The organism is Nonomuraea sp. NPDC048881, assembly GCF_040649795.1.
Classification (GTDB): domain Bacteria; phylum Actinomycetota; class Actinomycetes; order Streptosporangiales; family Streptosporangiaceae; genus Nonomuraea.
The window spans coordinates 142,250-162,392 of record NZ_JBEZGC010000015.1 but is presented as its reverse complement, the minus strand read 5'-3'; the positions used below and the strand labels follow the sequence as shown (position 1 = coordinate 162,392).

The 20,143-nt window shown below is 69.8% G+C and carries 19 protein-coding genes and 1 pseudogene; 10 read left to right on the top strand and 10 right to left on the bottom strand.

All coding sequences use genetic code 11. The annotated features are described in order from the left end of the window. Window positions 1-243 precede the first annotated feature (243 nt). The 5 genes from AB0C33_RS38695 to AB0C33_RS38675 all read right to left on the bottom strand — a co-directional run bounded on the left by AB0C33_RS38695 (window position 244) and on the right by AB0C33_RS38675 (window position 6,505). The gene (locus AB0C33_RS38695) at window positions 244-1,047 is read right to left on the bottom strand and encodes an ROK family protein (protein WP_358297182.1); all 804 of its coding nucleotides are present in this window, start codon (window positions 1,045-1,047) and stop codon (window positions 244-246) included. Beyond that, window positions 1,044-3,362: a glycoside hydrolase family 2 protein gene (locus AB0C33_RS38690; protein WP_358297180.1), complete on the bottom strand. Its 2,319-nt coding sequence runs from the start codon at window positions 3,360-3,362 to the stop codon at window positions 1,044-1,046. Before AB0C33_RS38690 ends, AB0C33_RS38695 begins: the two co-directional genes overlap by 4 nt. Before the next feature lie 24 nt (window positions 3,363-3,386). Further along, window positions 3,387-4,295, bottom strand: a complete 909-nt coding sequence (locus AB0C33_RS38685) for a carbohydrate ABC transporter permease (protein WP_358297177.1) — start codon at window positions 4,293-4,295, stop codon at window positions 3,387-3,389. After that, window positions 4,292-5,182, bottom strand: a complete 891-nt coding sequence (locus AB0C33_RS38680; protein ID WP_358297174.1) for a sugar ABC transporter permease — start codon at window positions 5,180-5,182, stop codon at window positions 4,292-4,294. Before AB0C33_RS38680 ends, AB0C33_RS38685 begins: the two co-directional genes overlap by 4 nt. 63 nt (window positions 5,183-5,245) lie before the next feature. Further along, entirely contained in the window at window positions 5,246-6,505 is a 1,260-nt protein-coding gene (locus AB0C33_RS38675; RefSeq protein ID WP_358297172.1) for an extracellular solute-binding protein, read from the bottom strand. A 152-nt stretch (window positions 6,506-6,657) separates the two neighbouring features. Between AB0C33_RS38675 and AB0C33_RS38670 the strand changes: the two genes are divergently transcribed. After that, window positions 6,658-7,692: a LacI family DNA-binding transcriptional regulator gene (locus tag AB0C33_RS38670; protein ID WP_358297169.1), complete on the top strand. Its 1,035-nt coding sequence runs from the start codon at window positions 6,658-6,660 to the stop codon at window positions 7,690-7,692. Window positions 7,693-7,825: 133 nt separating this feature from the next. Here AB0C33_RS38670 and AB0C33_RS38665 read toward each other — a convergent pair whose 3' ends face one another. Further along, window positions 7,826-8,206: a hypothetical protein gene (locus AB0C33_RS38665; RefSeq protein WP_358297166.1), complete on the bottom strand. Its 381-nt coding sequence runs from the start codon at window positions 8,204-8,206 to the stop codon at window positions 7,826-7,828. A gap of 283 nt (window positions 8,207-8,489) precedes the next feature. Between AB0C33_RS38665 and AB0C33_RS38660 the strand changes: the two genes are divergently transcribed. From AB0C33_RS38660 to AB0C33_RS38650, 3 genes are all read left to right on the top strand, one after another. After that, on the top strand, window positions 8,490-9,533 hold the full coding sequence (locus tag AB0C33_RS38660; RefSeq protein WP_358297163.1) for a dienelactone hydrolase family protein: 1,044 nt from the start codon (window positions 8,490-8,492) through the stop codon (window positions 9,531-9,533). A 218-nt stretch (window positions 9,534-9,751) separates the two neighbouring features. After that, window positions 9,752-10,300, top strand: a complete 549-nt coding sequence (locus tag AB0C33_RS38655) for a CGNR zinc finger domain-containing protein (protein ID WP_358297160.1) — start codon at window positions 9,752-9,754, stop codon at window positions 10,298-10,300. Next, a complete protein-coding gene (locus AB0C33_RS38650) occupies window positions 10,297-10,839 on the top strand; it encodes a GNAT family N-acetyltransferase (RefSeq protein ID WP_358297157.1) in 543 nt (180 codons plus the stop codon). Before AB0C33_RS38655 ends, AB0C33_RS38650 begins: the two co-directional genes overlap by 4 nt. 229 nt (window positions 10,840-11,068) lie before the next feature. On the opposite strand, the gene AB0C33_RS38645 is transcribed toward AB0C33_RS38650, so the two are convergent. Beyond that, window positions 11,069-11,728, bottom strand: a complete 660-nt coding sequence (locus AB0C33_RS38645; RefSeq protein WP_358297155.1) for a TetR/AcrR family transcriptional regulator C-terminal domain-containing protein — start codon at window positions 11,726-11,728, stop codon at window positions 11,069-11,071. Window positions 11,729-11,796: 68 nt separating this feature from the next. On the opposite strand from AB0C33_RS38645, the gene AB0C33_RS38640 reads away from it, so the two are divergent. The 3 genes from AB0C33_RS38640 (at window position 11,797) to AB0C33_RS38630 (ending at window position 13,500) form a co-directional block, all read left to right on the top strand. Beyond that, window positions 11,797-12,606 carry an alpha/beta hydrolase gene (locus AB0C33_RS38640; protein WP_358297152.1) on the top strand — a complete coding sequence of 270 codons (810 nt, stop codon included), beginning with the start codon at window positions 11,797-11,799 and terminating at the stop codon, window positions 12,604-12,606. 44 nt (window positions 12,607-12,650) lie between these two features. Continuing rightward, on the top strand, window positions 12,651-12,905 hold the full coding sequence (locus AB0C33_RS38635; protein ID WP_358297302.1) for a Tn3 family transposase: 255 nt from the start codon (window positions 12,651-12,653) through the stop codon (window positions 12,903-12,905). 142 nt (window positions 12,906-13,047) lie between these two features. Beyond that, entirely contained in the window at window positions 13,048-13,500 is a 453-nt protein-coding gene (locus AB0C33_RS38630; RefSeq protein ID WP_358297149.1) for a sigma-70 family RNA polymerase sigma factor, read from the top strand. Between the two features lie 131 nt (window positions 13,501-13,631). On the opposite strand, the gene AB0C33_RS38625 is transcribed toward AB0C33_RS38630, so the two are convergent. Both AB0C33_RS38625 and AB0C33_RS38620 read right to left on the bottom strand, forming a co-directional pair. Continuing rightward, window positions 13,632-14,666 (bottom strand): hypothetical protein, encoded by a 1,035-nt coding sequence (locus tag AB0C33_RS38625; RefSeq protein ID WP_358297146.1) that lies wholly within the window; start codon window positions 14,664-14,666, stop codon window positions 13,632-13,634. Beyond that, a complete protein-coding gene (locus AB0C33_RS38620; protein WP_358297144.1) occupies window positions 14,663-15,172 on the bottom strand; it encodes a sigma-70 family RNA polymerase sigma factor in 510 nt (169 codons plus the stop codon). The genes AB0C33_RS38625 and AB0C33_RS38620 overlap by 4 nt, the downstream gene beginning before the upstream one ends. Before the next feature lie 737 nt (window positions 15,173-15,909). Here AB0C33_RS38620 and AB0C33_RS38615 point away from each other — a divergent pair. Both AB0C33_RS38615 and AB0C33_RS38610 read left to right on the top strand, forming a co-directional pair. Next, on the top strand, window positions 15,910-16,353 hold the full coding sequence (locus tag AB0C33_RS38615) for a hypothetical protein (RefSeq protein WP_358297141.1): 444 nt from the start codon (window positions 15,910-15,912) through the stop codon (window positions 16,351-16,353). A 314-nt stretch (window positions 16,354-16,667) separates the two neighbouring features. Beyond that, window positions 16,668-17,309, top strand: a pseudogene (locus tag AB0C33_RS38610) (FGGY-family carbohydrate kinase); the annotation flags it as partial. Between the two features lie 89 nt (window positions 17,310-17,398). Here the strand turns inward: AB0C33_RS38610 and xylA are convergent. Then, complete coding sequence (gene xylA, locus AB0C33_RS38605) at window positions 17,399-18,571, bottom strand: xylose isomerase (protein ID WP_358297138.1); 1,173 nt, start codon at window positions 18,569-18,571, stop codon at window positions 17,399-17,401. 111 nt (window positions 18,572-18,682) lie between these two features. On the opposite strand from xylA, the gene xylB reads away from it, so the two are divergent. Then, window positions 18,683-20,137 (top strand): xylulokinase, encoded by a 1,455-nt coding sequence (gene xylB, locus AB0C33_RS38600; protein ID WP_358297135.1) that lies wholly within the window; start codon window positions 18,683-18,685, stop codon window positions 20,135-20,137. Window positions 20,138-20,143: the final 6 nt, after the last annotated feature.

Genomic DNA, 20,143 nt, shown 5'->3' with positions numbered 1-20,143 from the left:
CCCTTCACTCACCAGATAATTCCGGGATATCGACCATTGATTTCAGCCTCTTCTCCAGCGCGGATCACATCGAGCCTGAATTCGTCGGCAGAATGACCGAACGGTGAGGACGGAGCGGACGACATTGTCAGAGCTTCCCATGACCTCCACACAGGCTGCGGGAGCCGTCGGTGGCGTGTTCGCGCGCGGGCGCGACGGTCCCGGCGTCGGTCTGCCAGTTCCCGGCCGTCAGCGCGGCGGGTCTCATGGTGTGCTCCTCGGCGGGTTCAGGACGAGAGCGGCGGCCCCGAGCAGTCCGGCGTCGCGGCCCAGGCGCGTGGGCTCCGCCCGCAGGCGGCGGGGGAAGCTGAAGCCGGCGTTCTCCCTCACCGCCCGCCCGAGCGGGCCGAACAGAGTCGGCCCTGCGGCGGCCACGCCCCCTCCGATGACGACGTGGTCGAGGTCCAGCAGGACGGCTGAGCTGAGGATGCCGATGGCGAGCGCCCTCGCCGCGCGCTCGAAGGCCCGGGTGGCGATGACGTCCCCGGCCGCCGCGTTCGCCGTCAGGTGCTTGGCGTCAGGCCCGTCCCAGCCCTGGTCGCGGGCCCAGGCTGCCATGTTGGGACCGCTGGCGTAGATTTCGACGCAGCCGGTCGCGCCATACGGGCAGAGCGGTCCCCCGGGGTCTGCGGCGAGGTGGCCGATGTGCCCGGCGTTGCCGGTCGGCCCGGTGTACGGCAGGCCGTCCAGGACGATGCCGCCGCCCACGCCCGTCGAGACCACCAGGCCGAGCATCGCGCGTGCGGTACCGGAACCGCCGCGCCACCACTCCCCCAGGGCCATGCACTGGGCGTCGCCGGCCAGGCGCACCGCACGCTCGGGCAGCGTCTCCTCCACCGTCTTGACGGGCACGACCCGGGTGATCGCCTCGATCACGTCCAGCAGTGTCCGCTCGGCCAACACGGCGGGTTCGAGCAGCAGCTCAGCGCGGGCCAGCAGCTCGCCATCGGCCGAGACGGCCGCCGCGGCGAACTTGGTGCCGCCGAGATCCAGCGCCGGCACGGTCATGGTCTCGCCTCGTTGACGCAGCGCAGGACCGGGTGGCCGACCAGGGCAGCCGGGTCCAGCTCGCGTTCGGTGGCCACGTGGAAGGTGATCGACTCGCCGGGCAGGAGCGTGACGAGCTGCTCGTCCACGGTGGCCGCCGGGTCGAGCCGGTCGGGGAAGAGCGCCAGTTCCCGCAGCAGGGTCCGGGCGGTGACGGTGACCGCCACCCCGTCCGGCTCCGCCGTCACGCGCGTCTCGTAGGCGGCGACCGGCAGGCCGGCTCGGGGGTCCTCGGCGAAGAAGTGCAGCCGGCGCCGCTCACCCAGGGTGATCGCCACCAGGTCGGCGTCCGGGCCGTCGAGCAGCGGGACCACGGCCGTGGACCGCGCCGGCACCTCGACGGCGACACTGCCCTTGGCCAGCGTCCGGCCGTCGAAGGTCAGCCGGTGTTGCTCCAGCTCGCCGGACCAGACCTCGGCCGAGTCGTTGACCACGACGACTTCACCCTCACGCACGGTGAGCAACCGGTCGGCGTAGACGCGGCGCAGCGCGTACCACAGCGGCTTGCGCCGCCCGCCGCCGTCCACCGCCGCCCACGACACGACCGGCCAGCAGTCGTTGAGCTGCCACACGATCGTGCCCATGCAGACGGGCAGTTGCGCGCGGAAGTGCTCGATGCCGAAGGCGACCGCGCGCGCCTGGTTGACCTGGGTGAGGTAGTGCCAGTCGTCGAAGTCGCGCGGCTGCGGCAGGTGCTCGCCCAGGCCGCGCAGCAACTTCTGCTCGCCGTCGATCGCCTTCTGGTGCCCGGCCGGCGGCTCCTGCGTGCTGCCCTCGCGCAACGTCGCGTGCGTGGGCGGCCCCTGGAAGCCGAACTCGGCGACGAAGCGCGGCCGGTAGGCGGCGTAGCGGGTGTAGTCCTCGCGGTTCCAGACGTCCCAGATGTGGATCGTGCCGCGCCCGGGGTCGTTCGGCGGCAGGTCCGGCGCGCCCGAGTAGGGACTGCCTGGCCAGTACGGGCGGGTCGGGTCGAGCTCGGCGACCACCTTGGGCAGCAGGTCGAAGTAGAAACCGGCGCCCCACGACAGCTCGCCCAGCCTCTCCCGCCAGCCCCAGTCCGCGTGGCCCTCGATGTTCTCGTTGTTGCCGCACCACAGCACCAGGCTCGGCCGGGCGCTGAGCCGCGCCACCTGCTCGCGCGCCTCGGCCTCGACCTCGCTCGCGAACGGCTCCTCCTCCGGGTAGGCCGCGCAGGCGAACGGGAAGTCCTGCCACACCAGCAGGCCGAGCTCGTCGGTCAGATCGTAGAAGTCGTCGCTCTCGTAGCGGCCGCCGCCCCAGACCCGCACCAGGTTGACGTTGGCCTCGACGGCCTGGGTCAGCCGGGTGGCCAGCCGGTCGCGCGTCAGCCTGGAGGGGAAGCAGTCGTCGGGGATCCAGTTGACGCCGCGCACCGCGACCGGCGTGCCGTTGACCTGGAGGGCGAACGCGCCGCCGGTCTGGTCGAGGCGCACGTCGCGAAAGCCGATCCGCTTGCGCACGACCTGCTCGCCCAGGCGCACGGTCAGGTCGTAGCGGTACGGCTCGCCGTACCCGCGGGGCCACCACAGTCGCGGCTCGGGCACCTGGAGCCGCAGCACGCCCTCCCCCGCGACCTCGGCGGAGACCGTCACCCCGGCCACCTCGGCGCAGACCGTCCCCGCGCCCGCCACGACGACGTGCACCTCGACCCGGCCGTCGCCGTGCACCAGCGGCCGGACCTGCGCCAGCCGCGCCCCGCTCCAGCTCTCCAGCCCGATCGGCTGCCAGATGCCCGAGGTGACCAGCGTGGGCCCCCAGTCCCAGCCGAAGTTGCAGGCCATCTTCCTGATGAACTGGTACGGCTCGGCATAGGCCCCCGGCCGCTCGCCCAGCTCAGCCCGTCTCGCCTCGGCGTAACCGTACGGCGAGGCGAACCGCACCTGGAGCGTGTTGACCCCCTCGACCAGCAGGTGCCGCACCGGGAAGCGGTAGGAGCAGTGCTGGTTGGCCGTGCCGCCCACCTCGACGCCGTTGAGCGTGATCGTGGCCACGGTGTCAAGCCCCGCACAGACGAGGTCGGTGTGCTCGTGCCCGTCGCCGGCCCAGGTGAACTCGGTCCGGTAGAGCCAGTCCGTGCGGCCGATCCACCCCAGCCGGTCCTCGTTGTCGTCGAGGTAGGGGTCCTCGATCAGTCCCGCGGCCAGCAGGTCGGTGTGCACGCAGCCGGGTACGACGGCGGGCACGCCGGTGATCCGGACGTCCTCCGAGACGGCCGAGAGGGTCCAGCCGTCGTGCAGCGGACGGTGAGTGCTCAACGTGGTTTCTCCTAAGGACGGGTCTCAGCCCTTGAGGCCGGACATCGCGATGCCGCGGGTGAAGTGCTTCTGGAACAGCAGGAAGAACACGACGGTCGGCAGCGAGGCCAGCAGCGAGGCCGTCGTGATCACGCCCATGTGCTGGGCGCCGGTGAAGGCGGAGTTCAGCCTGGCCAGGGCCACGGGCAGGTTGGCCATCTGATCGCTCTCGACGATGATCAACGGCCAGAGGAAGTTGTTCCACTCGTTGAGCATCACGAAGATCGACATGGCGGCGAGCGCCGGCCGCAGCAGCGGCATGACCACCTGCCACCAGATGCGCCACTCCCCCGCGCCGTCGATCCTGGCGGCCTCGATGAGGTCGTTCGGGATCGACTGGAGGTACTGCACGAGGAAGAAGACGACGAACGCCTTGGGGATGGCCGGGACGATGTAGCCGAGGTAGCTGTCGATCCACCCGAGGTTGCGCACGACCAGGTAGTTGGGGACGAGCGTGGCCTGCCAGGGGATCATCATCGAGCCGAGGATCATCAGGAAGATCACCCGGCGGCCGGGGACGCGGTGCTTGGTGATCACGTAGGCGGCCAGCGAGGCGGTCAGCAACGCCAGCACGGTGATCACGGTGGCGATGAGCACGCTGTTGATCGCGAAGCGCCAGAAGCCGAGGTCCACCTCGGTGAAACGCTGGAACAGCCCGGCCACGTGACCGGGGTTGTCGGCCTCCGGGTTCCAGTCCGGGTCGCTGAAGCCGACGGTCGTCGGGTTCTGCGGCACGAACGAGGGCGGGTTGCGGGTGATCTCGAAGACAGGCTTGAACGCGGTGATCACCATCCAGTAGAACGGCACGATCATCGTGAACGCCAGCAGGTAGAGCGGCGCCTTGGCCCAGCGGATGCGCGTGCGAGGCTTGGCCGCCCGGTGCAGGGCCGTCATCCCAGCTCCTTCGTGGTCCGGCCGAGGCGCAGTTGCACCAGGCTGATGGCGAAGATGATCAGGAAGAGCGTCCAGGCGATCGCCGAGGCGTAGCCGAGCTGGAACTTGGTGAAGCCCAGGTCGTAGAGGTAGGGGACGATCATGAGGCCGGAGTCCATGACGCCGCCGACGTTGCTGACTGAACGGAACACGATGTAGACCGCCTCGAACACCTGGAAGGCCGCGATCATCGTGGTGATCACGACGTAGGTGGTGACCGGGCGCAGCAGCGGCAGGGTGATGCCGGTGAACTGCTGCCAGGTAGTGGCGCCGTCGATCCGCGCGGCCTCGTAGTACTCCTCCGGGATGGTGTTGATCCCGGCGACGAAGATGACCATCGCGTAGCCCATGCCGGACCAGACGGCCATCAACACCATGATCGGAATCGTCAGCGACGGCGTGGCCAGCCAGGCCACCGGTTCGCCGCCGAACCAGCCGGACACCGTGTTGGCCAGCCCGTAGTCCTCCGCGGCGAAGATCCAGCGCCACATCAGGAACAGCGCGATCGTCGAGGTCACGGAAGGCAGGAAGAAGACGGTGCGCATGATCCGGTCGCCCCAGCCCTGGCCGCGGAAGGCCAGCGCGAGCAGGAGCGCGAACGCCGAGGTGAGCGCCACCGCCGCCAGGACGTAGACCAGCGTGTTGGACAGTGCCCGCAGGAAGCGCTCGTCCTCCAGCAGGCGCGCGAAGTTGGCCAGGCCGACGAACTCCGGCGGCTTGACGCCGTTGAACTCGGTGAGGCTCAGGTACAGCGAATTGATCAGCGGCCAGATCAGGAAGCCCGCGAAGAGCGCCAGGAACGGCAGGAGCATCACGACGGAGGTGAGAGTGCCCCTCTTGGTGGCCATCGGATCGCCTTTCGATGGTGGGGACGGGCCGGTCGGGCCAGGTGACGACCGGCCGAGGGCGGATCAGCCGGCGTTCTGCTCCATGATCTTCGCGGCGGCGTCCAGTGCTGCCTTGGGCTCGGCCTTGCCGTAGATGACCTCCTGCAGCTTCTTGGTCACCTCGGCCTGGCTGGTCTCCCAGCCCGGGCAGTTCGGCGGGCCGTACCCGGAGGCGAAGGCGGCCTTGATGGCCTCCACCTGGTCCGGCGTCACGGGGAGGTTGGCGATGTTGTCGGTGAGCGGCGAGATCCACAGCACACCCCTGGTGGCGGCGGTGTCGGTGATCACCTTGACCGCCTCCGGGGTGTAGAGGGACTTCAGGAAGTCGGCGGCCTGGGCGGCGTGCTTGCTGTAGGACATGACGCCGGCGATACGGCCGCCGATGAAGGCGCCGGCGCCGGCCGGGCCGACGGGCAGCGGGGCGGTGGCCCACTTGTCCTTGATCTTCGGCTGGGCGGTGTCGATGGCCTTGATCTGCCAGCTTCCGCCGGACACCATGGCCACGCCGTTGGCCAGTGCCGCCGGGGTCTCCGCGGTCTGGGTGGGCGCCTTGTGCTTCTTGTAGAGGTCGGCCCAGTAGGTCAGCGCGGTGACGCCGGCGTCGTTGTTGAGCGCGGGCCTGCAGTCGGGTGTGTAGAGAGTGCCGCCGGCCTGACGCAGGAAGTTGAAGTACTGCAGCCAGTCGATGTTGCCCCAGTCCATCGAGTAGGGCACCTTGACGCCGTCGGCCTTGAGCTTGTCCAGGGCCGCGGTGAGTTCCTCCCACGTCTTCGGCGGCTTGAGGCCGGACTTCTCCAGCAGATCCGTACGGTAGTAGGTGAGGTACACCGTCATGTCGAGCGGCGTGCCGTACACGGCGCCGTCACGCGAGGTGATCGACTCCCAGACGCCCTGCTGGGTCTTGGCCTTGATCGCCTCGGGCAACCCGTGGTCGCGCAGGTCGATCATGCCACCGAGGGCTCCGAACTCGATGCCCCACGACAGGCCGCCGGAGACGATGTCCGGGCCGGTCTTGCTGGTGGCCGCGGCCAGGACTTTGGCGTGGCCGTCGTCCCAGCTCAGCGCCGAGACCTTGATCTTCACGTCGGGGTGGGTCCGGGTGTAGAGATCCGCGGCCTTCTGGACGGCCAGGGCCTCGTCCTCCGACCCGGTCATCCAGAACGTCAGGTTGGCCGGACCCTCCGCCGGGGCCTGCTCCTGCTTGGGTGCCGTGCTGGTCGCACAGGCACCGGCCAGCAGGCCGAGTGCGACGACAGTCACCGTGGCCGTGCGGCGCCTCTTCACGGTGTCCTCCTGAGAGTGTGGGGGGAGTTAACTTAACCGTGTAAGTTGCGCCTAATGTAGGAGCGGCATGGCAACGTTGTCAACGACGGGTTTACCGGGGATTTCGGCGTGCTAGATTCCCCATGGTTTACTTAACTAATTAAGGAGCCTCGGTGAAGCGTCCAACCATCGCGGACATCGCGCAGCGTGCCGGAGTGTCGAAGGTGGCGGTCTCCTACGCACTGAACGGCCAGCCGGGGGTGTCGGAGGCCACCCGTGCGCGCATCCTGGCCATCGCCACCGAGATCGGCTGGCGGCCCAACAGCGCGGCCCGCGCCTTGAACGGGGCCAAGGCCCGCACGATCGGCCTGGCCCTTCGCCGGCCCGCGCGCACCCTCGGCATGGAGCCCTTCTTCATGGAGCTCATCAGCGGCATCGAGGATGCGTTGTCGATGCACTCCTACGCCCTGATGTTGCAGGTTGCCAGGGATCACGCCGAGGAGATCGAGTTGTACCGCCGCTGGTGGGGCGAGGGCCGCATCGACGGAGCGATCCTGGTGGACCTCCATGCCGATGACCCGCGCATCCCCGTGGTCCAATCGCTGCACATGCCCGCGGTCACCATCGGCCACCCGTCCGTGTCGGGCTCCCTCCCCGCGGTGTGGTCCGACGACGGCGCCGCCATCCGGGAGACCGTGCAGTACCTGGCCGCCCTTGGACATCGCCACGTCGCCCGGGTCGCCGGCCTGCCCAAGCTGGCCCACACCGCGATACGTGACCGCGCCTTCGCCGCCGTCTGCCAGGCGGCCGGGGTCAAGGAGTGGACGATCGAGCACACCGACTATTCCGGGGAGCAGGGCGCTCGCGCCACCCGCCGGCTCATCACCTCACCGCACCGGCCCACGGCCATCGTCTTCGACAACGACATCATGGCCGTGGCCGGTCTGTCCGTCGCGCAGGAGCTCGACATGAGCGTGCCGGGCGAGCTGTCCATCGTGGCCTGGGACGACTCGCCGCTTTCCCAGGTGGTCCGGCCGGCGCTCACCGCACTGAGCCGGGACATTCCGGCCTATGGCATGAACGCCGCGCGCACCCTCATGGCAGTGATCGCCGGAGAGCGAACCGAGCATTTCGAGGATGTGGCGCCCCACCTGACTCCGCGGGCCAGCACTGGACCGGCCCCCACCCGGCAGGACATGAGCCTGTGATCCCGCGCTCGTCAGCGGAACAACGGAGATCCACACGCGTCCGCGGGAACAACGCTCCACGCCAGGGCGGGCTGCCATCCTGAGCAAGGCGCGGCGGTAGGCCAGGTCGAGGTTCTCGATGTTCAGTGATCCCTCACCCTGGCGTTCGACCTGGCCTGAACAGCCACACCAGCACATCGGAACGGTGGACGGCGACATCTCGGCCCGCTGATGCCGTTGGGCGGGCGATCAGCGCCTGCGCAACCGCCGCGCCCGGGTCCGGCGCAAGGGCGGCGCCGTCGACGTCATCGTCTGGCGCACCGCCAACGCCCGCCTGCTGCCCCGCCTCCTGGACGGCCGCCGCACCGGCCCGCTGTTCCTGACCGGCCGCCGCGTCCGCGCCGAACTGCCGCCTGGCGGCCTCGACCCCGCCACCGGCCAGGCCCGGCTGTCCTACCGGCGCGCCGCCGAACTCTTCGAGACCGCCACCAACGACCTGCCCGGCGAACCGTACACGCTGCACCAGCTGCGACACTCCGCGCTCACCCACGCCGCCGAGGACGCGGCGAACACCACGACCCTGCCGGCCCACTCCGGGCACACCCCGGTCGCCTCGCCGGCCTGCTACGCCCGCGTCTCACCCGAGGCCCTCGCCCGGGTGAGCAGCTCGCCGATGCGGTGGCCGCCCTCGCACTCCGCGGTCGTTGATCTGGTGTTTACGGCCATCTCCTGGAAGACCGTTTACGGAATGTCCGATTTGGGGTGACCGCAAGGCGGGGATCTTTATGGGCGATATGTCCGACAGGAGGGGCGAGGGAATGAGAGCGTCCAAGCTCGCAGTCGCCGTCGTGGGGCTGTCGATCGGTGCGCCGGCTTGCTCCAATGGCGCTCCGGCGGCGATCTTCGCGGCTCAGCCCAGCCCGACGGGCACCTCCGCCGACGACGCCGAACTCGACAAGGAACTGCTGGGACCGAACCCGCCCCAGGCTCCCCGGTTGAGCGCTCCGGTGCAGAACCTCACGGTGAGGGTCGGCGGCATGACCCGCTCCTACGTCGCCTTCGTTCCCAAGGATCTGCCGAAGAACGCCCCGCTGTTGCTGGCCTTCCACGGCACGGGCATGAACGGCGAGCTCATGCGGGCCTACACGGGATACGAGTTCGACAAGCTTGCCGACTCCAGGAAGTTCGTCGTCGTCTACCCCAACGGATACGGACGGCACTGGAACGACTGCCGCACGGACGCCACGTACCCCGCCCGCACCGAGAACGTCGACGACGTGGGATTCGTCCGCGCGATCATCGACAAGTACCGCGAGTCCAACGACATCGACCCGAACCGGATCTTCGCCATGGGCTACTCCAACGGCGGCCACATGACCTACCGGCTGGCCTCGGCGACGCCCGGCCAGATCAAGGCGATCTCAGCGGTCGCGGCGAACTTCCCAGGGCCGGGCAACAATGTCTGCCCGGCGATCAGGAGCCCGATGCCCATGCTCATGATCACCGGCACTAAGGACCCGCTCGACCCGTACAACGGTGGCGACGTCGTCGTGGCCGGCACCTCCTACGGCAAGGTGCTGTCCTCTCCCGACACCGCGGCCCACTTCGCCGAGCTCAACGGCAACACCGCGACGCCGCACGACACCAAGCTCCCGCACCAGGCCGCTTCCGGATCCACCTCGGTCTCCGTCAGAAGCTATGCAGAGCCCGGCAAGCCTCCCGTCACCCAGTACACCGTCGACAACGGCGGCCACGTCGTCCCCAACCGCGTCTTCGAAGCCCCAAGCCAACTCGGCCCGACAACACATGACCTCGACGCACCACCGGTCATCTGGGACTTCTTCATGAAGAACAGCGGCTGACCGATCACTCAGCCCGGCTTCGCGAGGAACGCGGGCACGGCCACGCCCCTGCCATGAACCAGCTGTTCGGTGCGACGAGGAAGAGGCCCGGCAGCAGGCGCGCCCACCCCCGCGTTTGGGGCTGGCTCTCCCGAGGCTCTTCCCTACGCGCCGGCATAGATCGTCGCGCCAGGAAGAATCTCTTCCTGACGGTAATAGCGATGTGTTACCGTCAGCCCATGGATTTGGCCGATTTCCCGGTCCTCGGCACCGAACCCATCTCGGTGGAGTTCGCCAACACCCTCTACGGCACCGGCCCGGACCGCATCGACTTCCTGGCCACCCCGGAGTCGATCTCCCAGTGGTTGTCACTGATCCCGGGCCAGGGGCCGGGCCTTGCCGGCGCCACTGTGCAGGTTCGCGCCTTGCGCGATGCCGTCCGCGACGTCCTTCTGGCTGCCATCGATCAAGCCACCCCCTCTCCCGCGGCCCTGGACACGATCAACGCCGTCGCCGCCGCGGCGCCTACCTACCTGCGGCTGGACTGGGCTGATCACACTCCCGTCGCCTCGCGGCTCGACTCCTCCACGTTCGGGCGGATCGCGAACTGCTGCATCGGACTGGTCTCCGGCCCGCGCGTCCACGACCTGCGCCGCTGCGCGAGCCCCGACTGCACTCTGCTGTTCGTGCGCGCCCATCAGCGCCGTCGCTACTGCCACCCCTCTTGCGCGCATCGCGACCGACAGGCCCGTTACTACCGCCGTCACACCATCGGAGCAACCTCATGACGATCACCTTCCGCCGGGTGGAGACCCTCGACTTCCCGCTGCTGGGGAAGTGGCTGGAGCAGCCGCACGTGTACCGCTGGTGGCAGCATGAGTCCACCGCCGAGGCGGTGGAACGCGACTTCGGTCCCACGGCCCGCGGCGAGGAACCCGCCGAGGACTTCGTCGCCCTCCTGAACGGTGAGCCGGTCGGGATCATCCAGCGGTGCCGCATCCACGACTACGCCGAGGACCTCGGCCCGCTGTCCGCCCTGGTCGAGGTACCCGCCGAGGCCATGACCGTCGACTACTTCATCGGTGATCTCACCCAGACCGGCCAGGGCCTCGGGCCACAGATCATCTCCTCGATGATCGCCCGGACGTGGGACGACCACCCCGCCGCCACCTGCGTCATCGTCACCGTGGTCGCCGCCAACCGCAACTCCTGGCGCGCCCTGGAGAAGGCCGGATTGCACCGCGTCGCCGAAGGCGCGATAGCCCCCGAGAACCCGATCGACCCTCCCCTGCATTACATCTACCGCGTTGACCGCCCGCACGCTTGAATCGGTGCGCACCTTCACCGAGCCTGAACCCCAAGATCGCGCTCCTGCCGCACCGCCGCCGCGTTCCTGTCCGTCCTGACAGCTCAACGCACCGACACCCAGGCGTGGCTCCAACTTTCTGACGCCTCCGTCAAGGTCACGCCCTCGGCGATGCCGATGCTGCGACATCAGGAGGCTGATTGGTTCCCTTGGGCAGTCTTGTGACCATGGATATCAGCCCATACCTCTGTCAGTCGGCGAGACGGGACAGGGCAGCGGCGGTGCCATCCAGGAGAACGCGCAGGCCATGGTTGAAGCTGCTTTCCGCCCAGGCGCCGCCCTCCGCGCGGAACGCCTCCAAGAGGGGGGCGTCGCTGCCGAGCAACTGGACGACTGCCTCCAGGTGGTCATGCGGCGGCTGCTCCACCTGGCCGGCAGGGGAAGCGCCTTGCACTTGCAGGGCCCATCCGGTCACGTAGTGGCTGATCGCCGTGATCGTGTGAAGGGCCAGAACCGGGGTGAACCCCTGCTCCACCAGACCCGCGATCTCCTGGTTGAAGCGCACCATCGTCGCGGGGCTCAGCTGCCGGGCCTGGACGACCACGAGGGCGCCGTCGCGGTGGGCCAGCAGGCTCTCGTAGTAGGCGCGGGCTCGGCGCTCAAGCCATTCCCGCCACGACTCCCCCGTGCGCGGCGGCCCCATCCCCGCACCCTGAACCATCGCATCGGCCATGCCGTCGAGCAGTTCCTGCTTGGTCCGAAAGTGCCAGTACAGGGCGGGGGATCGGACGCCCAGATCAGCGGCGAGTCGTCGGACCGTGAGTCCCTCCAACCCAACCTCATCGAGCAACCTCAGCCCGGATTCGATGATGATGTCCCGGGTCAGGCCAGGGCGTCTGTTCGCATGCATCGTTGACACCTTAGCACTGCTAAGGCTAGCTTAGCAGTGCTAAGGGACTCTTGGCAGGAGAGGCGACGATGCTCACCACGACCTCGGCGGACGGCACGCAGGTCCGCGCCCACGATGAAGGAGACGGGCCCTCGATCGTGCTGGTGGGACCGGGCATGGACGACGGAACCCGCACCCGCAAGCTGGCCGCCCGCCTGTCTCATCGCTTCCGGGTGCTCCGCCTCCACCGCAGGCAGTATCGGCTCGATCTCAAGGCCGCGGGTGCCTGCACCGTCGCCCAGGAGGTCGAGGACGTGCTCGCGCTGGCGCGCGTAGCGGGCGAGCCCGTCGTGCTGTACGGGCACTCCTCCGGCGGGGTCGTGGCGCTCGAAGCACTGGCGTTCTCGCCCGCTGCCTTCGCCGGGGCCGTGATCTTCGAGCCGGCCGTCGTGATCGATGCGCCCCTGTCGGGAGAGGGCGGCCACGCTCTCCAACGTGCCCGTACGGCGTGGGCCGAAGGCAGCGTGCGCAGAGCCGCGGACATCTTCTACCGCGAGACCATCGGCCTTCCCCCATCGGCATCCTGGCTGGCTGCCGCGTTCACCGCACTCCACCCGCACTACCGCAGGCTGGTCGGGTGCCAACTGGACGACCTGGAAGCGCTGGACCGGCTCGGCGTGCGCCTCGGCGCCTACTCCGCGCTCAAGACACCGCTCGTCCTGATGGGCGGCGACCGCAGTCCCGCCCATCTCACCGAGCGGATTGAAGCCGTCGCAGGCGTACTGCCACATGCCGAACGCGTCGTGATGCGGGGCCGAGACCATGGCGCCGACCTCAAGCACTCCGGCGAGGTGGCCGAGATCATCGCCGCCCTCGCCGTCCGTGTGCTGCATCGGTAGGTCTGGTACGAGCTTTGCGGACAATATCGCGATGAACTAAGCACATCGACTCGCTGTTCGGCGAGGAGGCGATCGACTGGCAGCTGATCGAGACGCACTGGACCGACCTGTCGCGCACCGCGATCTCCGTGATCTCCTCGGTAACACTTCTGTGGGGGCCGGGGACGCACTCCCACAAGAATCGCCTCCACAGAGCCTTCCGCCGGCTCGGCCGCGCGGTCCGTACCGTCACGCTCCTGCGCTACCTGTCCGACCCGGATCTACGCGAGGGAGTGCAGGAACGACGGTGTGACTCCTGATCATGGAGGACGCACCCAAGGCCAAGAAGTCGGATCGGGAGTTGGCGGCCCGGCCGGTCGACCAGGCGCGCGACGAGGGCGTGGAGTTGGTGGGTGAGAACGTGCTGCTCAGCCGGCTGTCCAAGCTGGTTCTGGAGCCTGCTTGGAAGGTGAGATCTCCGACCATGTCGGCTACGACAAGCACGAACCCGAGCGGTTCGCTGGACTGTTCGACCGCTACGTCGAGCAGATCCACCGCTATGTCGCCCGGCGACTGGGCGTTCAGGCGGCCGACGACATCGTGGCGGAGACGTTCCTGACCGCCTTTCGCTGCCGCGTGGCCTACGACCACACACAACGGCTGGCCCTGCCGTGGTTGTACGGCATGGCGACCAACCTCATCGCCCGGCATCGGCGCGACGAGGAGCGCTTCCCGCGGGCGCTGTCACGTACCGGAGTGTCCTACGCCTGGACCCAAGGGAAGAGCTTGCCAGGGCAAGTGGGGTCCGCGACCCGTGGAAGCCCATGTCGTTCATCAACAAGAACGGCAGAACGTCACCAAGACGGGGGCGGCCCCCAACGGCGCATCAGGGGAATGGCGGCTGGACATCCTTGATTCCGACGGCACGGTCAGCTCGCAGACGCGCGACTACAGCGTCCCGTGCGGCTGACGTCCGTGCTCGGATGACGGCAGGCCAGGACGTCGGACGACGTCCGGGCCTGCCGCCTTCGCTTTGATCGCTCCGGTCAGGGACGGGCGCCCAGGGAGTCCACCCAGCCCGAGGACAGGATCGCGACCTGGCGTCCGCTCACCGAGGCCGCCCGCACCGAGGTGCCGCTCCACTTCTCGGGGCTGCTCGGTCCCGTGTAGGTGAAGGACAGGAGCCTTGCCCCCGTGGGGTCGATGACGAGGCGGAAGTCGCCGTCACGCAGGCCGATCTCGACGCCGGTCCGCCCGGTCGGGTCGGTGACGTCCTGCTTCATGGTCAGCCCCGGCTGCGCCGCGAGGATCCGCAGGATGGCGGCGCGGGTGGCCGGGGTCGCGGGGGAGTCGAGCAGGTAGCGCGCGGCGCCGAGGACGAACGACGGGTACGACTCCGCCCGCGCCTCCGCGGCCGCCTCGGCGGGCAGCCCCTTGCCCGCGCCCCGATAGGCCTCGCGCAGCCACGCGTCGAGCGCCTCGTGACCGCCGGGCAGATCGGCCATGCTCTCGTCGGTGACGCGCGCGCCGCCGATCGCGGTCTGGAGAACCATCGGCCCGTGGTCGACGGTCTTCTCCTTCGGCAGCTTCGCGCCGGGGCGGGCCGGGAGGTAGGCGGCGTCCTTCCCGGTCACGAGCCGGCCGCCGCTCGGAGCGCTCCAGACCTCGTCGGTGACCGCCAGCACGCCGCCGCCCTTCACCGGGTCGAACGTACGGGTGCTGGCGAACCAGTAGCGGGCCGTGGCCGCAGGCGTGCGCGCGACGGTCTCGGCGCCGGCCAGCAGGAACGAGCGGGCGTCCACCGTCGCGACCGGGCCGGCCGTCGAGCGGGACCCGGCGGGTGCGGAGCTCTTCGCCACCCGGGGCGCCGCGGCGGGTGCGCTGCTGATCGCGTACGGCACGCCCACCGCGGCCGCCGCCGCGAGCCCGAGCGCGGTCTTGACCAGGCGCGCCGTCAGTGGCGAGCGGGACCGCCTGTACGCGGAGAACGCGGCCGACAGGTCACGCTCGCGGCGCAGCCGGTGGCTCTCCTCGGTCAGAGTGTCGGGCCGCAGGCTGAGCATGAAGTCGTCGGGGGTCATCGCTGTTCCTCCAGGGTGAGTGCGTCACGGTCGAGCGCTTCCGAAAGGCGGCGGCGGGCACGGTGCAGGCGGACGTTGAACGCCTTGACGGTGCAGCCCGCGACGCGGGCGGCCTCGGCAGGGGTCAGCCCGTACCAGCTCACCAGGACCAGGGCCTCGACGTCGTTGTCGCCGAGTTCGGCGAGGGCCGCGAGCGCGGTCGCCCGCCCGGTGACGTGGTCGGCGACGTCGCCCTCCGGCGCGGGGGCGAGATCGGCGAGCCGAGCGGCGAGCGCACGCCCGCGCAGCCCGGAGTCCTGCTGCTTGCGCAGGAGGTTCCGGGCCACGCCGAGCAGCCACGGCAACACGGGGTCGGGGACCTCGCGCAGCCGTCGCCACGTGATCAGGAAGGTCTCGCTCACCACGTCTTCGGCGGCCTGCCGCTCGGCGCGCAGGAGCGCGTAGCCGAGGACGTTCCGGTAGTGCCGGTCGTAGAGCTCGGTGAAGCGTTGCTGGGGATGGTCCACGAACAGAAGTCCCCGGAGGAGGGCGTGGATTACACGCCGAAACGAAGAATCCCGACGAGAGCGAAAACGGCAGCGGCCGGTACGCCCCGGTGCAGCGTACAGCCCGTCCGACCAGGCCGCCCGGCGACCGAGACCCCGGCCCATCGACGGCCGCTGCACCGACGCGTTCAACGGCCTCAGGACCGGCGCCTGCAGAAGCTGATAAAGCGGTAGTGGGAGAAACAGAAGCTGAAGTTGTGCGGCCTGATAACCAACATGCCCGACTGTGGAGGGGCAAACCTCACCACCGCGGCGTCGGCGGTGTTCGGAGTGCCGATGGATCTCTTCGTATTCCTCGCAAACAGCCGGACAACCTCAGCCTCGGTGAATTGAGCACGCGCGTCAGAGATCGGGCCGCCAAAGTTCCCGGCGCCAAATGTTCATGGAACAGCGCAACTGGGCTGAACGTGTGCACGAGGCTCGCTGGACCCGTGCCAGAAACCTATGAACGGCAGGCGGATGCCGTGTACAAAACGTACAGCGAATGCTGGAGGGTGTGCTGTGTGACGGCGAAAGGTGCAAGGGGGGCGGATAACTCTGGGCGACGCGAAGCAGTTCAAGCAGGTGGAGACCGAAGGGGTTCCGGAGACTTACCGAATGGCATTCACTAAAGCTCTTCCCGAGACGTCTGCCGGGCCCTTATATTGCTCAAAACTGAACGCCTTTCAGTTATGGTAGCGGAGGGTGACGCCAGACTCATGAACGCCGACATCGTCTTCACCGGAGTTCGGCGACGGGCACGTCCACCCTCTGGCCGGTGGCATGGGGCTGCGGGACGTCCAGGTCCGGGGGGCGCGAGCGTCGAGGAGGTCCGCGAGGCCGTACAAGCGTGGGCCGCCGCGCACCCGGAGGCCGAGTGGATCACCGGTGACGGCGTCGACCCGTGGCTCGCCCCCGACGGGACCTTCGACGTTCGTGGCGGCGGCGACGCCGAGCACGGCCGCCCAGGAGGGGTGGAACGGGCGACGGAGCAGGAGAGGTGGTACCGGTTGTTGAAGTACGTGATCTCGGGTGACCAGACGTTGCCGAAGTTCGATGTCCCGATGCGCTGGGTCACCCACGCGGGCGTCTGGTCGAAGACTGTGCCGATCTGCGCGGCGCGGGTGCTGGCCGTGGCGGCCGGGGTGGCTCCCGAGGCTTGACATTCACCTGAACCAGCCGCACCCCATGCCGCACGGCCTATGCCCCATGGCCGAACCGGGATGAATCGCGCACCTGCCGGAAGAACCAGGGCGGGCGTACGACGGTCGGCCTTCATCGGACAGCAGCAGGGACGCCGTCCGCGCGCGGGCCGTCCGACAGATGCGAATGTCGTCATGCGGGCGATGCATTGGTGCCGGACTGCGCCCTGTGTGCGCTAGCGGCGTGGCCGAGCCCGTCGGCTCCTGCCGCGGGCGTGTCGGGCGAGGTCGTCCTTGTGCCGGTCGACGCCCGGGGAGAGGGCATCGTGTCCACCGTCTCCGACCTGCCGGCTGCGGACCCGAGCGGGATCGTGGCCGGATTCGCCGACATGACCGGCCGGTTCCTGCCGGTGGTGTGCACGCTGAACGCCGCTCGGGTGCTGGACGCCGCCGCGACCATGCTGGGCGTGGACCACGCGGAGCTGTCGGAGCTGGCACTGTCCGCCCCGCAGGGCGCCGACGGGCTGGTCCTGGTGCCCTATCTGGAAGGCGAGCGCACCCCGAACCGCCCGCACCCCACCGGAGCCGTGCACGGCCTGACCCTGCGGACCTCGACCCCCGCCCACCTGGCCCGCGCGGCGGTGGAGGGCATGCTGTGCGCACTCGCCGACGGGCTGGACGCGATGATCGCGCAGGGCACGACGGTCGACCGGGTCATCCTGGTCGGCGGCGGCGCCCGCTCCGAGGCGGTGCGCCGGATCGCGCCCATGGTCTTCGGCCGCCCCGTGCTCGTCCCACCATTGGGCGAGTACGTCGCCGACGGTGCCGCCCGCCAGGCGGCCTGGGTGTTGTCGGGCGGGCGGCAGCCGCCGTCGTGGACGGTCGGGCAGGTTGAGACGCACGAGGCGGACGCCGTGCCGGCGATCCGCGAGCGGTACGCCGAGGCTCGCGCGAACGTCCTCGACCGTGCCGGCTGACGGCGGCGGTCAAGTGGCTGCCATGCGGCAGCCCAGGCAACGGGTTCGGCCATCCCGGCTTCGAGATGGCCGGACCGGGGTCGAGCGTCTCAGTCTCGCGCAGCCAACAGGTGGTCCATGGCGAGCTGGTCCAGGCGTTCGAACGCCATCCCGCGCTCCGCGGCGGCCTTCACGTCGAAGTCCTCGTAGGCGGAGCGGTCCGCGAGGAAGTCGGCCACGGTCTCGCCCTCGCCCAGTGTCGGCAGCGCGAGTTCGTCCAGGCGTGAGGCACGCAGGGCCTCCTGCACCTCCGGGTCGGCGCGGAAGGCCGCGGCCCGCTCCTTGAGGATCAGGTAGTTGCGCATGCAGCCGGCGGCCGAGGCCCAGACGCCGTCGATGTCCTCGGTCCGCGGCGGCTTGAAGTCGAAGTGGCGGGGGCCGTCGTAGCCGCCGGTTTCCAGCAGGTCCACCAGCCAGAAGGCGGCCCTCAGGTCACCGGCGCCGAAGCGCAGGTCCTGGTCGTACTTGATGCCGTTCTGGCCGTTGAGGTCGATGTGGAAGAGCTTGCCCGCCCACAGGGCCTGGGCGATGCCGTGCGGGAAGTTCAGGCCCGCCATCTGCTCGTGGCCGACCTCGGGGTTGACGCCGTACATGTCGGGCCGTTCCAGCTGCTCGATGAAGGCCAGGGCGTGTCCGATGGTCGGCAGGATCATGTCGCCGCGCGGCTCGTTCGGCTTCGGCTCGATGGCGAAACGCATGTCGTAGCCCTGCTCGACGACGTGCGCGCCGAGCACGTCGAAGGCCTCCTTCATCCGCTCCAGCGCGGTGCGGACGTCCTTGGCGGCGCCGCTCTCCGCGCCTTCGCGGCCTCCCCAGGCGACGTACGTCTTCGCGCCGAGCTCGGCGGCGAGATCGATGTTGCGGATGGTCTTGCGCAGCGCGTAGCGGCGCACGTCCCGGTCGTTGGCCGTGAAGGCGCCGTCCTTGAAGACGGGCTGGGTGAAGAGGTTCGTCGTGGCCATGGGGACGACGAGACCGGTCTCGTCCAGGGCCTTGCGGAACCGCTTGATGTGCTCTTCGCGCTCGGCGTCGGAGGAGCCGAACGGGATCAGGTCGTCGTCGTGGAACGTCACGCCGTAGACGCCGAGACCGGCGAGCCGTCGCACGGTCTCGGCGGGATCGAGGGCCTGCCGGGTGGCCTCGCCGAAGGGGTCCCTTCCCTCCCAGCCGACCGTCCACAGGCCGAAGCTGAACCGGTCCTCCGGGGTGGGGGTGTAACTCATGCTGCCTCCCTGCCATTTGTCATGCCGATTGACAAATTAGTACATTGAGGCGTCCCGGGGAACCCTTCATCCGCATCCCGGGTTCGAGACGAAGGACGCGAGGGCGAACAGATGGCGGCAGCCGTACCCGTGCAGGAAGGCCCCCTGGTCATCGGCGTGGACAGCTCCACGCAATCGACGAAGGCGCTGGTCGTCGATGCCGCTACCGGCGCCGTGCTCGCGCGGGGACAGGCCCCGCACACCGTGAGCGGCGGGCCCGAAGGCGACGGCAAGGAGAGCGACCCCGAGCGGTGGTGGGCGGCGCTGCGGGAGGCGCTCGCCCAGTGCGGACCGTACGCCTCGCGGGCCGCCGCCGTCTCCATCGCCGGCCAGCAGCATGGGCTCGTCACGCTGGACCGCTCCGGCCGGCCGGTACGCCCCGCGCTGCTGTGGAACGACGTCCGCTCCTCCCCTCAGCGCGACCGGCTCATCGGCGAGCTGGGCGGCCCCCAGGCGTGGGCGGAGAGGACCGGCAGCGTTCCCGCGCCGTCGTTCACGGTCACGAAGTGGGCCTGGCTGCGCGAGAACGAGCCGGAGGCGGTCCGCGCGACCGCGGCCGTCCGCCTCCCCCACGACTACCTGACCGAACGGCTCACCGGGCAGGGCACGACCGACCGCGGCGACGCCTCGGGCACCGGCTGGTGGGCGGCCGCCTCCGAGACGTACGACGAAGAGATCCTGGAGCACGTCGGGCTCTCCCCCGAGCTGTTGCCGCGGCTCCTGCCGCAGGGCGCGGTGGCCGGGACCGTACGGAGCCTGCCCGGCCTGCCCTTGGCGCCCGGCACGCTGGTCGCGGCGGGCACCGGCGACAACATGGCGGCGGCCCTCGGGCTCGGGCTGCGTCCGGGGCGGCCAGTGCTCAGCCTCGGGACCTCCGGCACGGTCTACGCCGTCACCGCCCGCAGACCCGCCGACCCGACGGGGATCGTCGCGGGGTTCGCCGACGCCCGCGACGCGTGGCTGCCGCTCGCCTGCACGCTCAACTGCACGCTGGCCGTGGACAAGATCGCCGGCTTCCTCGGCCGCGACCGCGAGGCGGTCGAGCAGGGCGGCTCGGCCGTCCTGCTTCCCTTCCTCGACGGCGAGCGCACGCCCGACCTGCCCCTGGCCTCCGGCCTGCTGTACGGGCTGCGCCACGACACGACACCAGGGCAGGTGCTCCAGGCCGCGTACGACGGCGCCGTCTTCGCCTTGCTCACCGCCCTGGACCGGGTCCTCGACGAGGACGCCTCGCCGGACGCCCCCATCCTGCTCATCGGCGGCGGCGCCAGGGGCACGGCCTGGCGCGAGACCGTCCGCAGGCTCAGCGGCCGTCCCGTCCAGGTGCCGGAGGCCAGGGAACTGGTCGCCCTGGGAGCCGCCGCGCAGGCCGCCGGGCTGCTGCTCGGCGCCGACCCGGCGGCGGTGGCGCTCGACTGGGCCACCGCCGAGGGCGCCCTGTACGAGCCGGTCCAGCGCGACGACGAGGCGTCCCACCGCATCAGCGAGGTCATGTCCGGGGCGGAGGGACTGCTGCGGCATGGATGATGCCGC